This window comes from Lysobacter daejeonensis GH1-9 (assembly GCF_000768355.1).
Taxonomy (GTDB): domain Bacteria; phylum Pseudomonadota; class Gammaproteobacteria; order Xanthomonadales; family Xanthomonadaceae; genus Aerolutibacter; species Aerolutibacter daejeonensis.
Genome location: NZ_AVPU01000008.1, coordinates 48,936 through 63,272, shown reverse-complemented (window position 1 = coordinate 63,272; position 14,337 = coordinate 48,936). Strand labels below are relative to the sequence as shown.

At 66.3% G+C, this 14,337-nt stretch carries 9 protein-coding genes; 3 read left to right on the top strand and 6 right to left on the bottom strand.

All coding sequences use genetic code 11. The features are described 5' to 3' along the window. Position 1: 1 nt before the first annotated feature. The 5 genes from N800_RS06505 to N800_RS06490 all read right to left on the bottom strand — a co-directional run bounded on the left by N800_RS06505 (position 2) and on the right by N800_RS06490 (position 8,418). Complete coding sequence (locus N800_RS06505) at positions 2-910, bottom strand: 5'-nucleotidase (protein WP_036136174.1); 909 nt, start codon at positions 908-910, stop codon at positions 2-4. A 264-nt stretch (positions 911-1,174) separates the two neighbouring features. Next, on the bottom strand, positions 1,175-1,948 hold the full coding sequence (locus N800_RS06500) for an NAD kinase (protein WP_036136172.1): 774 nt from the start codon (positions 1,946-1,948) through the stop codon (positions 1,175-1,177). A gap of 66 nt (positions 1,949-2,014) precedes the next feature. After that, positions 2,015-6,997 (bottom strand): NAD-glutamate dehydrogenase, encoded by a 4,983-nt coding sequence (locus N800_RS06495; RefSeq protein ID WP_052107979.1) that lies wholly within the window; start codon positions 6,995-6,997, stop codon positions 2,015-2,017. A gap of 59 nt (positions 6,998-7,056) precedes the next feature. Next, positions 7,057-7,209, bottom strand: a complete 153-nt coding sequence (locus tag N800_RS15850; RefSeq protein ID WP_156962894.1) for a hypothetical protein — start codon at positions 7,207-7,209, stop codon at positions 7,057-7,059. A gap of 6 nt (positions 7,210-7,215) precedes the next feature. Beyond that, a complete protein-coding gene (locus tag N800_RS06490; RefSeq protein ID WP_332257271.1) occupies positions 7,216-8,418 on the bottom strand; it encodes an acyl-CoA dehydrogenase family protein in 1,203 nt (400 codons plus the stop codon). 128 nt (positions 8,419-8,546) lie between these two features. Here N800_RS06490 and N800_RS06485 point away from each other — a divergent pair, with 128 nt between their 5' ends. From N800_RS06485 to metH, 3 genes are all read left to right on the top strand, one after another. After that, positions 8,547-9,488 carry an ArsR/SmtB family transcription factor gene (locus N800_RS06485; RefSeq protein ID WP_036136165.1) on the top strand — a complete coding sequence of 314 codons (942 nt, stop codon included), beginning with the start codon at positions 8,547-8,549 and terminating at the stop codon, positions 9,486-9,488. Positions 9,489-9,498: 10 nt separating this feature from the next. Beyond that, positions 9,499-10,599, top strand: coding sequence for a homocysteine S-methyltransferase family protein (locus N800_RS06480; RefSeq protein WP_052107978.1), 1,101 nt, complete (start codon positions 9,499-9,501; stop codon positions 10,597-10,599). A gap of 115 nt (positions 10,600-10,714) precedes the next feature. Next, positions 10,715-13,402, top strand: coding sequence for a methionine synthase (gene metH, locus N800_RS06475; protein WP_036136159.1), 2,688 nt, complete (start codon positions 10,715-10,717; stop codon positions 13,400-13,402). 7 nt (positions 13,403-13,409) lie between these two features. Here the strand turns inward: metH and N800_RS06470 are convergent, their stop codons facing one another. After that, a complete protein-coding gene (locus N800_RS06470; RefSeq protein ID WP_036136156.1) occupies positions 13,410-14,267 on the bottom strand; it encodes a PA4780 family RIO1-like protein kinase in 858 nt (285 codons plus the stop codon). Positions 14,268-14,337: the final 70 nt, after the last annotated feature.

Sequence of the window (14,337 nt, the reverse complement as noted above, 5' to 3'; positions counted from 1 at the left end):
TTCAGCGCGGATTGGCCACGCCGTGGGGCACGTGGCCGGCGGCGACGTGATCGCGCGCCGACACGATGTTGTGCTCGGAATCGTCGAAGAAGATGTCGGCGCCAAACGCCTCCAGGAAGGGGCCCTTCGCCCGCCCCCCCAGGAACAGCGCTTCGTCCAAGCGGATGCCCCAATCGCGCAGCGTGCGGATCACCCGCTCGTGCGCCGGCACCGATCGCGCCGTGACCAGCGCCGTGCGGATGGGAGCGGCTTCGCCGGTCGGGAACGCGGCCTGCAATCGATGCAACGCATCCAGGAACCCACGGAACGGCCCACCTGACAGCGGCTGCCCTGCATTCGCCCGCTCATAGGCGGCGAAGGCCGCGAGCCCGCCTTCGCGCGAGACCCGCTCGCCCTCGTCACCGAAGATCACCGCGTCACCGTCGAAGGCGATGCGCAGCTGGTCATGGCGGTGCTGCTGCGCCTGCGCAGGCAACAGCGTTGCAGCCGCGATGCCCGCGGCCAACGCGGCGCGCACGTCTTCGGCATGGGCGGACAGGAACAGGTCGGAGCCGAACGGCTTGATGTACGGGTACGGTGGCGCGCCATTGCTGAACGCCGCCCGCTTGATCGACAAGCCATGGTGTTCGATCGAGTTGAAGATACGCAGCCCTGTGTCCGCCGAGTTGCGCGAGATCAGGATGACCTCCACCCGCGGCGCTTCCGGGGGCGCACCTTCGTTGAGGCCCAGCAGCTTGCGTACCAGCGGAAAGGCGACGCCCGGCCGCAGAATGTCGTCCTCATGGCTACGCTGGAAGTCGGCATAGGCATCCAGCCCCTCGCGTTCGAACAACGCGTGGCTGTCCTCCATGTCGAACAACGTGCGCGAGGAGATGGCGACGATCAGCGGGTCGGCATTGGCGTCTGGCATGGGGGTATTGTGCCGCCTCTTGGTCTCGCCCGCTGAGACGGTATGGGACGCGCGAACCGGTTGGTCCGCGAAGTCGCTCCCCGATACTCGCTTGGTTCGCGGACCAACCGGTTCGCGCCCAGGCCGTGAAGGGGGACCAAGAGCCGTTGCTTTTGCTCTGGACTTCGACCACACCGTGGGAGGGCGGGTATCGGCAGGTTCGGGCACCGAGCGAATCTCGTGGAGCGAATGCCCGGACCTGCCGATACCCGCCCCCCTGAAACCTCACCCGCTGGTGAACTGCTCCGCCAACATCCGCTCCTCGAGGTTGTGCTCCGGGTCGAACAGCAGCGTGACCGTGCGGTCATGCGACTCGCGGATCACCACCTCCACCACATCGCGCACCTCGTGCGAATCCGCGGTGGCACTGACTGGCCGCTTGTACGGGTCCAACACCTGGAAACGCACCTCGGTGTCGGCCTTGAGCACCGCGCCGCGCCAGCGACGCGGCCGGAAGGCGGCGATTGGCGTGAGCGCCATGACGTTGGCACCCAATGGCAGAATCGGTCCGTGCGCGGAAAAATTGTAGGCGGTACTGCCCGCCGGCGTGGCCACCAGCACGCCGTCGCAGATCAGCTCGTCCAGCCGCGTCTGCCCATTGAGCTCGATGCGGATGTGCGCTGCCTGCCGCGTCTGGCGCAACAACGAGACCTCGTTGTAGGCCAACGACCCGACCGTGGCGCCCGATTCAGTTTGCGCCAGCATTTCCAGCGGGCGCAGCACGGCCGGCTCGGCCGCCTGCAGGCGTTCGAGCAGCCCGTCGGGGCTGTGGTGGTTCATCAGGAAGCCCACCGTGCCGAGCTTCATCCCGTACACGGGCTTGCCCAGCGTGCCGTGGCGGTGCAGCGTCTGCAGCATGAAGCCATCGCCGCCCAGGGCCACCACTACATCAGCCTCGGCGGGGGCATGCTGCCCATGGCGCTCGACCAGCTGGGCGAGCGCGCTCTGGGCGTCTTCGGTGTGACTGGCCAGGAAAGCGATGCGGGGCGTCTGGGTCATCGGAGGCTCCGGGTCATGCGGACAGCATAACCCGGAGTCCAGCCGCGACCGTTACACCCGCCTCGCTTACTCCGCCGCCGAGGCGAGCTGCGCCAGGCGACGCGCGGCGACCGACAAGGTCGGGTAGTCGAGCGACTTCTGGCTGAGCAGGTCGTTGAGCATCGTCAGGGTGAAGCGCAGGGTCGAGTCGTCACGCTGCATCCACGCCTCCACCTTCGCTTCCGGCGACTTTTTGCCACCACCGGCCAGGATCTGGCTGACCAGGCTGCGCTGTTGGGTGCCGAGCTCGTCGCGCAGCGCCCCACGGGCCAACGCCTGCCAGCGGCCATCCACGTCCAGCGCGTCGACCTGTTCGTACAGCCACGGCAGGTGCAACGCCGCACCGAGGGCGAAGTAACCCTTGGCCGCGTCGGTCGGGGTCAGCTTGCGCGCCTGCGCAATCTCGACGATGTCGCAGGCGAATTCCAGCGTCGGCAACGCAGCCAGCTGGGTCGCCAGCGCTGTCGGCACGCCCTTGGCCTTCCACTCGGCCAGGCGCGCGTCATACGCCGCGCGGCGGGCATCGGACAGCACGCCCGGCAGCGCTTCGCGAACCGACTTGATACCCTCGCCGTAGCGGGCCATCGCCGTGGTGATCTCGGGGATCGCGCCGGGGCGCGACAGGATCCAGCGGCTCATCAAACGCAGCAGCGTCCAGATGGTCTTCAGTGCGTCGATCTGCACGCTCTCCGGCACTTTGCCGTCCAGCGCGTCGATCTGCGCCCACAAGCCACGCGCATCCACCGCCTCGCGGGCGATGGTGTAGGCCTTGGCCACCTCGGCCGGCGTGCGGCCGGTGTCCTCGGTCATGCGCAGGGTGAATGTCGCGCCCATGCGGTTGACCATCGAGTTGGTCACGGCCGTGGCGATGATCTCGCGCTTCAGGCGATGACCTTCCATCACCTTGGCGTACTTCTCCTGCAGCGGCTGCGGGAAGTAGCGCACCAGTTCCTTGGACAGGTACGGGTCCTCCGGCACGTTGGAGTCCAGCAACTGCTGGAACAGCACCAGCTTGGAGTAGGACAGCAGCACCGACAGTTCCGGACGCGTCAGGCCCTGGCCGCGCGACTTGCGGTCGCTGATCTCGGCATCGGACGGCAGGAACTCGATCTGGCGGTCCAGCAGGCCCTGCGATTCCAGCGTACGGATGAAGTGTTGCTTGGAGCCAAGGCGGCTGAGGCTCATCCGCTCCATCAGGCTGATGGCCTGGTTCTGGCGGTAGTTGTCGTTGAGCACCAGCTCGCCGACTTCGTCGGTCATCGCCGCGAGCAGCTTGTTGCGGCCCTCGACGGTGAGCTTCTTCGACTGCACGACGTCGTTGAGCAGGATCTTGATGTTCACCTCATGGTCCGAGGTGTCCACGCCCGCCGAGTTATCGATGAAGTCGGTGTTGAGCAGCACGCCGTGCTGGGCGGCCTCGATGCGGCCCAACTGGGTCATGCCCAGGTTGCCACCCTCGCCCACCACCTTGCAGCGCAGGTCGCGGCCATTCACGCGCAGGGCGTTGTTGGCGCGATCACCGACGTCGGCGTGGGTCTCGCTGGCCGCCTTGACGTAGGTGCCGATGCCGCCGTTCCACAGCAGGTCCACCGGTGCCTTCAGGATCGCACTCATCAGGTCGGTCGGGCTCATCGCCGCGATCGATGCGTCGATGCCCAGCACCGCCTTGGCTTCGGCCGACAGCGGGATCGACTTGGCCGAACGCGGGAACACGCCTCCGCCCTTGCTGATCAGCTTGGCGTCGTAGTCGGCCCAGCTGGAGCGCGGCAGCTTGAACATGCGCTGGCGCTCCTTGAACGTCACCGCGGCATCCGGGTTCGGGTCAAGGAAGATGTGGCGATGGTCGAACGCGGCCAGCAGGCGGATGTGCTTGCTCAGCAGCATGCCGTTGCCGAACACGTCGCCCGACATGTCACCCACGCCCACCGCAGTGAAGTCCTGCTTCTGGCTGTCGCGGCCCATGGCGCGGAAGTGGCGCTTGACCGACTCCCACGCACCACGCGCGGTGATGCCCATGCCCTTGTGGTCGTAGCCCACCGAGCCACCCGAGGCAAACGCGTCGTCCAGCCAGAAGCCGTGTGCGCGTGCGATGCCATTGGCGGTGTCGGAGAACGTCGCGGTGCCCTTGTCGGCGGCCACCACCAGGTACGGGTCGTCGTTGTCGTGGCGTACCACGTTGAGCGGCGGCACGATCTTGCCGTCGACGATGTTGTCGGTGATGTCCAGCAGGCCGTTGATGAAGCGCTTGTAGCAGGCCACGCCCTCGTTGAACCACGCATCGCGGTCCACGCTCGGGTCCGGCAGTTGCTTGGCGAAGAAGCCGCCCTTCGAGCCCACGGGCACGATCACGGTGTTCTTCACCATCTGCGCCTTCACCAGGCCCAGCACCTCGGTGCGGAAGTCCTCGCGGCGGTCCGACCACCGCAGGCCGCCGCGGGCGACCGGCCCAAAACGCAGGTGCACGCCTTCAACGCGCGGGCCGTACACGAAGATTTCGCGGTACGGACGCGGCTTGGGCAGGTCCGGCACCTTGGACGAGTCGAACTTGAAGCTGACATAGTCGGCCGGGCCGCCATCGGCGCGCAGGCCGTCCTTGCGATCCATGTAGTAGCTGGTGCGCAGCGTGGCTTCGATCACGCCGATGAAGCTGCGCAGGATGCGATCCTCGTCCAGGCTGCTGACGCGGTCCAGCAGGCCCAGCAGGGCAGCGCGTGCAGCCTCGGTCTGCGCTTCGCGCTTGCCGGCGCGGGCATCGATAACCGGCTTGACCACCGCCATCACGGCCTCGTCGCCGCCCGCCAGTGCCTGGATCTGGCGGGTGAATTGCTCCATGCCCGCCTTGATCTCGGCCTTGCTCTCCTTGCCCGTCGACGGGTCGAAGCGGGCCTCGAACAGCTCGACCAGCATGCGAGCCAGCAGCGGGTAACGGTTGAAGGTTTCTTCCACGTAATGCTGCGAGAACGGCACGCCCACCTGCAGCAGGTACTTGCAGTAGGCGCGCAGCATGGCGACCTGTCGCCACGACAGACCCGCACCGAGCACCAGGCGGTTGAAGGCGTCGTTCTCCACTTCGCCGCGCCACGCGCGAACGAAGGCATCCTCGAACTGCGCGCGGTTGGCCTCGACGTCCAGGTCCTTGCTGGCCACGGCCACATCGAAGTCCTGGATGTAGGCGATCGTGTCGCCGGCCGCCACGCGGTATGGGTGCTCGGTGAGCACGCGCAGGCCCATGTTCTCCATCAGCGGCAGCGCGTCGGACAGCTGCAGGTCCGAGCCCAGGCGGTAGAACTTCAGGCGCAGGTCGCCGATGCCGTATGCGCGATACAGGCTCAGGCGCAGGTCGTCCTCGCCCTTGAGCGCGGACAGGTTCTCGACGTCATCGGCGGCGACTGCCACCGAAGCGCCTTCGATGTAACCGCGCGGAAGCGCGCGGCCCAGGCTGTTGGCCAGCTTGAGGCCCTTTTCCTCGCCGTGGCGCTTGACCAGCGCTTCGCGCAGGTCGTCCTGCCAATTGCGCACGATGGCGGCCAGCTCGGTTTCGATCGCGACGTTGTCCACCTCGCCCGTTTCGCCCGACTTCGGGCGCACGATCAGGTGCAACTGGGCCAACGGAGACTCACCCATCACCACGGACGAGTCGATGTGTTCACCGTGCAGCACGCGCTTGAGCATCGCCTCGATGCGCAGGCGCACGTCGGTGTTGAATCGCTCGCGCGGGATGTAGACCAGGCCGGAGAAGAAACGGCCATAACGGTCACGGCGCAGGAACAGCTTGCTGCGCACGCGCTCCTGCAGGCCGAGGATGCCGCTGGCAGTGCTCAGCAGTTCCTGCTCGTTGGCCTGGAACATCTCGTCGCGCGGCAGCGTCTCGAGGATGTGGCGCAGCGCCTTGCCGCTGTGGCTGTCCGGCGCCAGGCCGGACTGGGCCATCACGTACTCGTGGCGCTGGCGCACCAGCGGGATGTCCCACGGCCGGCGGGTGTAGGCGCTGGAGGTATACAGGCCGAGGAAGCGCTCCTCGCGCACCGGCTTGCCGTCCTTGTCGAAGGTCAGCACGCCGATGTAGTCCATGTAGCCCGGGCGATGCACGGTGGAGCGTGCGTTGGTCTTGGTCAGGATCAGCGCATCAACCGAACCGGACTGCGGCATGTAGTGCGCTGCCAGCGACGTCAGCAGGCGCGGCTTGCCCACTTCCTTGCCCCGCAGCAGGCCCAGGCCGGTGTCCTTCACCGCACGCAGCACTTCCTTGCCGCCTTCCTTCGCCACTTCGTATTCACGGTAGCCGAGGAAAGTGAAGTGATTGTCCGACGCCCAACGCAGGAACTCCTGAGCTTCCACGCGGCCCGCTTCGTCGACCGGCATCGTGCGGTTGACCAGGTCGTTGGCGACACCAGTCATCTTGTCGCGCATCTTCGACCAATCCGCGACGATGGCGCGGACGTCTTCCAGCACCTCATCGACCAGCGTCTTGATTGCTGCCATCGACTCCGGCGCCTGGCGATCGATCTCCAGGCACATCATCGACTCGGGTACGCCCTCACCCACCGTGGAGACCTTGCCGGCCTTGTCGCGGGTCAGCTTGACCACCGGATGGCCCAGCACATGCACGCCAATGCCGTGCTCGGCCAGCGCCATCGTCACCGAATCCACCAGGAACGGCATGTCGTCGTTGGAAATCTGCAGCGCGGTGTGCGGCGACTCCCAGCCCTGCTCCTTGCAGGTGGGGTTGAACAGGCGCACCAGCGCGGTGCCCGGCTTGCGCGTGCGCGCGAAGTCCAGGAAATCCATGGCCAGCGCGGCCCAGCCGTCGGCATCGTGCTGCGGCAGTTCATCCGCGCTCATGCGACGGTAGAAGGCATTCACGAAGGCCTCGGCTTCCGCATGGCGTGCCTTGGGCACGCGCTTGCGGACCGCAGCCAGGATCGGTTCAAGGGAGACGGCGTCGGTTTCGGCCACAGCAGCGCGGGCTTTACCGCGGGGTTTGGCTGGAGCTTTGGCGGCAGTACTCATGGGTACGGTAGTTCCAATGCAGTGAGGCCCACGCTTTCGCGCAGGCCAGTCGGGGAAAGTCAGCGGGGAACAACACCGTGGCACGCCTCGTCCGACCCTTTGGAGAGGTCGACAGAGACGCCGCGACGGGCGATCGGTTTATCGCGGCGATCGCCACCGCGATGCACATGGCAGGCGGTGGCGGGCGCGGCTTTGCCTTGCAGGCGTTTCATGGGAGATCAGCGCAGGCCGGTCTCGTTGCGGGCGATGACCAGGCGCTGGATCTCGCTGGTACCCTCATAGATCTCGGTGATCTTGGCGTCGCGGAAGTAACGCTCCAACGGCATTTCCTTCGAGTAGCCCATGCCGCCGTGGATCTGCACGGCCTGGTGGGCGATCCACATCGCCGCCTCGGACGCGGTCAGCTTGGCGATCGCCGCCTCGTTGCTGAAGCGGGCGCCGCCCTTCTCGAACTCGCCCTTCTGCCACGCCGCGCGCAGCGTCAGCAACGTGGCGGCATCGAGCTTGCACTTCATGTCGGCGATCTTGGCCTGGGTCATCTGGAAAGTGCCGATCGGCGCACCGAAGGCCTTGCGCTCCTTCACGTAGGCGAGGGTCGCCTCGTACGCGGCGCGTGCGATGCCCAACGCCTGCGAAGCAATGCCAATGCGGCCGGCATCCAGCACGCTCATCGCGATCCTGAAGCCCTCGCCCTCGGCACCCAGCACTTCGTGCGGCTGCACCACGTAGTCGGTGAACTCGATCTCGCAGGTGGCCGAAGCGCGGATGCCCAGCTTGGGCTCGGTCTTGCCGCGGTGGAAGCCTTCGCGATCGGTGTCGATCATGAATGCGGTGATGCCGCGCGCGCCCTTGTCCGGGTCGGTCATCGCGAACAGCACGATGTACTTGGCCACCGGGCCGGAAGTGATCCAGCTCTTCTTGCCGTTGACGACGTAGGTGCCATCAGCCTGCTTGGTGGCCTTGCAGCGCATGGCGGTGGCGTCGGAACCCGACTGCGGCTCGGTCAGCGCGAAGGCGCCGATTTCACGGCCTTCGGCGATCGCACGCACGTAGAGCTGCTTCTGCTCCTCGGTGCCGAACTTGAGGATGCCGTTGCAGAACAGTGAATTGTTGACCGAGACGATGGTCGAGTGCGCCGCGTCGGCGTGCGCGATTTCGATCATGGCCAGGACGTAGCTGATCGGGTCCATGCCGGCGCCGCCATACTCGGCCGGCACTTCGATGCCCATCAGGCCGTTTTCGCCCAGGGTGCGGATGTTGTCCAGCGGGAACTCGCCGGTCTTGTCGTGGTGCTCGGCACTCGGAGCAATTTTTTCCTGGGCGATACGGCGCGCCACGTCCTGGATCATCAACTGCTCTTCGGTAAAGCGGAAATCCACGAAAGCACCTCGACTGGCTGTTGGGCGGCGTGCGCCCGCGATTGGTTACGTTTGCAATTGTAGCCGTCCCTGTTGCCGAACCCCAATGATCAAGGTCACGCGGCTTGACCCTCGCCACCGCACCGGCCACAATTATCGCTATATCGCGATAGATTGATTAAAGGTGCTCAATGGATCTGGAAGGCTGGTCGTCCCGACTCAAGGTATTCGCCGACGCCACCCGCGTGCGACTGCTGGCCCTGCTGGAACGCGAGGAACTGACCGTGGCGGAGCTTTCCGCCATCACCCGCCTGGCCCAGCCGCGGGTGTCCACCCACCTGGCCAAGCTGAAGGAAGCCGGGCTGGTGCGCGATCGCCGCGCGGGCGTATCGGCCTACTACCGGTTCGACGACACCGCCCTGGACACGGCGCAGCGCGCATTGTGGCAAACCCTGCGCGAGGGTAGCGACGATCCGCTGCTGCGCCAGGACGCCGACCGCGTCACCGAGGTGCTGGCCAGTCGCGCCGCCGACCAGAACTGGGCCGACTCGGTGGCCGGCGACATGGAGCGCCATTACTCGCCCGGGCGTACGTGGGAAGCCATGGCGCGCTCGGCGCTGCCGCTGCTGGAGCCCGGGGACGTGCTGGACATTGCTTCCGGCGATGGCGTGCTGGCCGAACTGCTGGCCCCGCATTCGCGCCGTTACGTGTGCCTGGATTCCAGCACGAAGGTAGTGCTGGCCGCCTCCGAGCGCCTGCGCAAGCTGAAGAACGTGGAGGTCCGCGAGGGCGATATGCACGCCCTGCCCTTCGCTGACGAACAGTTCGACCTCGTCGTGCTGATGCACGCGTTGACCTACGCCGAGCACCCGGCACAAGCAGTGCTGGAAGCCTCGCGCGTGCTGCGTCCCGGCGGCCGATTGCTGCTGACCAGCCTGGCCAAACATGAGCATCGCACCGCGGTCGAAGGCTTTGGCCACGTCAACCTGGGCTTCAGCGAGAAGGAGCTGAGCCGTTTTGCAAGCCGCGCCGGTTTCGACATCGTCTCCTGCGAGACCGTCACCCGCGAGCGCCGTCCGCCCCATTTCGAAGTCATCGCGCTCATTGCGCGCAAGCCGCTGGTTGCAAGGTAGGCAGTCCCGCATGAACACCCTCCCCTGGCTCAACCCCGCCCGTGCCGAAGCCCTGCAGCAGCAGTTGCGCGAACGCATCCTGATCATCGACGGGGCGATGGGCACCATGATCCAGCGGCACCAGCTGGAGGAAGGCGACTATCGCGGCGAACGCTTCGCCGAGGGCTATGACCGCCTGTGGTCGCCAACGAGCGGCCACGCCCACGGCGAAGGTTGCGGCTGCGGCCACGACCAGCGCGGCAACAACGACCTGCTCAGCCTGACCCGTCCGGACATCATCACCGGCATCCACCGCCAGTATCTCGATGCGGGCGCGGACCTGATCGAAACCAACACGTTCAATTCGACCACCATTTCGCTGGCGGACTACGGCCTGCAGCACCTGGCGCGCGAGTTGAACGTCGAAGGCGCGCGCCTCGCCCGCGCGGCCTGTGACGAAGCTGAAATCCACGACCCATCCCATCCGCGCTTCGTGATCGGCGTGCTGGGGCCGACCAGCCGCACCGCCTCTCTCAGCCCGGACGTCAATCGCCCGGGTTTCCGCGCCATCAGCTTCGACGAGCTGCGCGTGGCCTACCGTGAGGCCGCCGACGGGCTGATCGACGGTGGTGCCGACATCCTGATGGTGGAGACCGTGTTCGACACGCTCAACGCCAAGGCCGCGCTGTTCGCCATCGAGGAGGCTTTCGAGGCCCGTGACGCCCGCCTGCCAGTGATGATCTCCGGCACCATCACCGATGCCTCCGGCCGCACCCTATCGGGGCAGACGGCCGAGGCATTCTGGTACTCGCTGCGCCATGCGCAACCCTTGGCCATTGGCCTGAACTGCGCGCTGGGCGCCAAGGACCTGCGCGTGCATGTCGACGTGCTGGCCCAGGTGGCCGATGCCTACGTCAGTTGCCATCCCAACGCAGGCCTGCCCAATGCGTTTGGCGGCTACGACGAGACGCCGGAAGACATGGCGGCCGTGCTTCGCAGCTTTGCCGAGGCGGGCCTGCTGAACCTGGTGGGCGGCTGTTGCGGCACCACGCCAGAGCACATTGCCGCCATCGCCGAGGCGGTGGCCAACGCGCCTCCGCGTGTGCGCCCTGACCTGGAGAACGCCGCGTGACTGGCTGCAATCGTACGTTGTCCGTGAACCGCTCCAGCTGGGCCGTACCGGCCAACCGCACGTCCCCCTCTGTTCGTGATCTCCGGCCGTCCACGGCCGCAGGCAACTGAATCCCATGCAATCCCTCCCCCGCCAAACCCGCCTCAGCGGCCTCGAGCCGCTGCAGATCACCCCTCAGAGCAACTTCGTCAACGTTGGCGAGCGCACCAACGTCACCGGCTCGGCGCAGTTCAAGAAGCTGATCCTCGAAGGTCGCTTTGACGAGGCCGTGGTCGTTGCCCGCCAGCAGGTGGAGAACGGCGCGCAGGTCATCGACGTCAACATGGACGAGGGCCTGCTCGATTCCGAACAGGCAATGGTCACCTACCTCAACCTGATCGCCGCCGAGCCCGACATTGCGCGGGTGCCGGTCATGGTCGACAGCTCCAAGTGGAGCGTGATCGAGGCCGGGCTGAAGTGCCTGCAGGGCAAGGGCATCGTCAACTCCATCTCGATGAAGGAGGGCGAAACCGAATTCCTGCGCCAGGCACGGCTGGTGCGCCGTTATGGCGCGGCGGTGGTGGTCATGGCCTTCGACGAGACCGGCCAGGCCGACACCGTCGAACGCAAGGTCGAGATCTGCTCGCGCGCCTACAAACTGCTGACCGAGGAGATCGGCTTCCCGCCGGAAGACATCATCTTCGACCCCAACGTGTTCGCGGTCGCCACCGGCATCGAGGAGCACAACGACTATGCGGTGGCCTTCATCGAGGCCTGCCGCGAGCTGAAGCGGCGACATCCCTTCAGCCACATCTCCGGTGGCGTCTCCAACGTCTCATTCTCGTTCCGCGGCAACGAGCCGGTGCGCCAAGCCATCCATGTCGTGTTCCTGTACCACGCCATCAAGGCGGGCATGGACATGGGCATCGTCAACGCCGGCGCGCTGCCGCTGTATGACGACCTCGATCCGCTGCTACGCGAGCGCGTCGAAGACGTGGTGTTCAACCGCCGAGCCGATGCCACCGAGCGGCTGCTCGAGATCGCCGACCGCTACAAGGGCAAGAAGGGCGAGAAGAAGGTCGAGGACCTGGCCTGGCGCGACAAGCCGGTACGCGAGCGCCTGAGCCATGCGCTGGTACACGGCATCGACCAGTACATCGAGGGCGACACCGAGGAGGCACGAGCGCTTTCGACCCGTCCGCTCGACGTGATCGAAGGCCCGTTGATGGACGGCATGAACGTGGTCGGCGACCTGTTTGGCGCCGGCAAGATGTTCCTGCCGCAGGTGGTGAAGTCCGCGCGCGTGATGAAAAAGGCGGTGGCCTACCTGCTGCCTTACATCGAGGCCGAGAAGCTGCGTACCGGCGACGCTGGCAAGTCCAACGGCAAGATCGTGATGGCCACGGTCAAGGGCGACGTGCACGACATCGGCAAGAACATCGTCGGCGTGGTGCTGGCCTGCAACAACTTCGAGGTCATCGACCTGGGGGTGATGGTGCCGGCGCAGACCATCCTGGATGCCGCCGTGCGCGAGAACGCCGACCTGGTCGGCCTGTCCGGGCTGATCACGCCCTCGCTGGAGGAGATGAGTCACGTTGCGCGCGAGATGCAGCGCCAAGGGCTGAGCATGCCGCTGATGATCGGCGGCGCCACCACGTCGCGCGCGCACACCGCACTCAAGATCGATCCGCATTACCAGGCGCCCACGGTGTGGGTGAAGGACGCCTCGCGTGCGGTGGGCGTGGCGCAGTCGCTGATCAGCGTGGACCTGCGCGATGCGTTCGTCGCCGCCAATGCCTCCGATTACGCGGAGATCCGTGAGCGTCACCGCAACCGCGGCGACGGCAAGCGGCTGGTATCGCTGGAGAAGGCGCGCGCACAGCGCTTCGACGGCGATTGGGCTGACTACGCCCCGCCCGCGCCCAACCAGCCCGGCCTGCATGTGTTCGACGACTGGCCGCTGGACGACCTGGTCGAGCTGATCGACTGGACTCCTTTCTTCCAGGCATGGGAGCTGGCCGGCCGTTTTCCGGCCATCCTTGATGACGAGATCGTGGGCACGCAGGCACGCGAGTTGTACCGCGACGCCCGTACCATGCTCGACCGCATCGTCAAGGAGAAGTGGCTGACCGCCAAGGCGGTATTTGCGTTGTGGCCCGCGCACGCGGTGGGCGACGACGTAGTGCTTGATGTGGAAGGCCACGCGGAGGCCCTGCACTTCCTGCGCCAACAGGCCGACAAGCCAGTCGAGCGTCCCGACTTCTGTCTCGCCGACTTCGTCGCGCCGCTCGACAGCGGACGCCAGGACTGGATCGGCGGTTTCGCGGTGACCGCCGGCATCGGTATCGAGGAACATGTCGCCCGCTTCGAAGCCGACCACGACGACTACAACGCCATCCTGCTCAAGGCCTTGGCCGACCGCCTCGCCGAAACGCTGGCCGAACGCCTGCATCAACGCGTGCGCACCGAATTCTGGGGCTACGCGCCCGACGAGTCGCTCGACAGCGAGGCGTTGATCGACGAGCAGTACCGTGGCATCCGCCCCGCCCCCGGCTACCCGGCCTGCCCCGAGCACAGCGAGAAGGCCACGCTGTTCCGCCTGCTCGATGCCGAGCAGCGCATCGGCTTGCGCCTGACCGAAAGTTTCGCGATGTATCCGGCAGCGGCGGTATCCGGCTACTACTTCAGCCACCCCGGCAGCCAGTACTTCGTGGTTGGCCGCGTGTCGAAAGAGCAGGCGGAGGACTACGCGCGGCGCAAGGGCGTCACCCTCGCACAGGCAGAGCGTTGGCTGGCGTCCAACCTGGATTACGACCCGGAGTAAACGTTGCCTAGTCCGCCGCGGCCGCGGCCTCGCGGCCCTGCTGGCGGATCAGCGCTTCCTCGCGGGCGTCGTTGATCGCGTGCCGCACGCTGTCGACGTCGGCCACCGTGGTGTCGTGCTCGAACTCGCCGGTGAGCTCGCTATTCGGATGCAGCTCGCCAGCCTCGAACAACGCCCACATCTCTTCCGCGTACCAGGTGTCCAACAGATCGGGCGCCCAACGGCCCAGACTGGCGGTGATGTTGTTGACGTCGCGCAACAGCATCGTGCGCGCGGCATTGTTGCCCGCGGCGCTCACCACCTGCGGGAAGTCGATGATGACCGGGCCATCAGGTGCGACCAACACGTTGTACTCCGACAGGTCGCCGTGGATCAGCCCGACGCACAGCATCTTCACGATGTGGCGGACCAGGAACCGGTGGAAGCCGCGCGCCTGGTCCGGCGCAAGCTCCACCTCGCCCAGCCGGGGCGCGGAATGGCCGTCGGCGTCGGTCACTAGTTCCATCACAAGCACGCCGTGGTAGTAGCCAAAGGGCTCGGGAACGCGTACGCCCGCATCGCGCAACTGGTACAGCGCGTCTACCTCGGTATTCTTCCAGGCGGTCTCCTGCTGCTTGCGCCCATACTTGCTGGCCTTGCCGATGGCACGGGCCTCGCGGCTGCCGCGCACCTTGCGGCCCTCCTGGTACTGGACCCGCTGCTGGAAGCTGCGCTGGGCCATGTCCTTGTAGACCTTGGCGCAACGGACGTCATCGCCTGAGCGCACCACGTACACCGCCGCCTCCTTGCCGCTCTTGAGGGGACGCATCACTTCGTCGATCACGCCGTCGTCGATCAATGGCTGCAAGCCGGGGGGAGTCTTCATGGGTTCCTGAACATGGAGCGGCGGCGACAACCCATTTCCAGATCATCGGGCCGCATATCATTACACTTGC

What these genes read in the sequence shown, in the direction of transcription:
- N800_RS06505 (WP_036136174.1), bottom strand. Translation starts at nt 910, where the DNA reads ATGCCAGACGCCAATGCCGACCCGCTGATCGTCGCCATCTCCTCGCGC.
- N800_RS06500 (WP_036136172.1), bottom strand. Translation starts at nt 1,948, where the DNA reads ATGACCCAGACGCCCCGCATCGCTTTCCTGGCCAGTCACACCGAAGAC.
- N800_RS06495 (WP_052107979.1), bottom strand. Translation starts at nt 6,997, where the DNA reads ATGAGTACTGCCGCCAAAGCTCCAGCCAAACCCCGCGGTAAAGCCCGC.
- N800_RS15850 (WP_156962894.1), bottom strand. Translation starts at nt 7,209, where the DNA reads ATGAAACGCCTGCAAGGCAAAGCCGCGCCCGCCACCGCCTGCCATGTG.
- N800_RS06485 (WP_036136165.1), top strand. Translation starts at nt 8,547, where the DNA reads ATGGATCTGGAAGGCTGGTCGTCCCGACTCAAGGTATTCGCCGACGCC.
- N800_RS06480 (WP_052107978.1), top strand. Translation starts at nt 9,499, where the DNA reads ATGAACACCCTCCCCTGGCTCAACCCCGCCCGTGCCGAAGCCCTGCAG.
- metH (WP_036136159.1), top strand. Translation starts at nt 10,715, where the DNA reads ATGCAATCCCTCCCCCGCCAAACCCGCCTCAGCGGCCTCGAGCCGCTG.
- N800_RS06470 (WP_036136156.1), bottom strand. Translation starts at nt 14,267, where the DNA reads ATGAAGACTCCCCCCGGCTTGCAGCCATTGATCGACGACGGCGTGATC.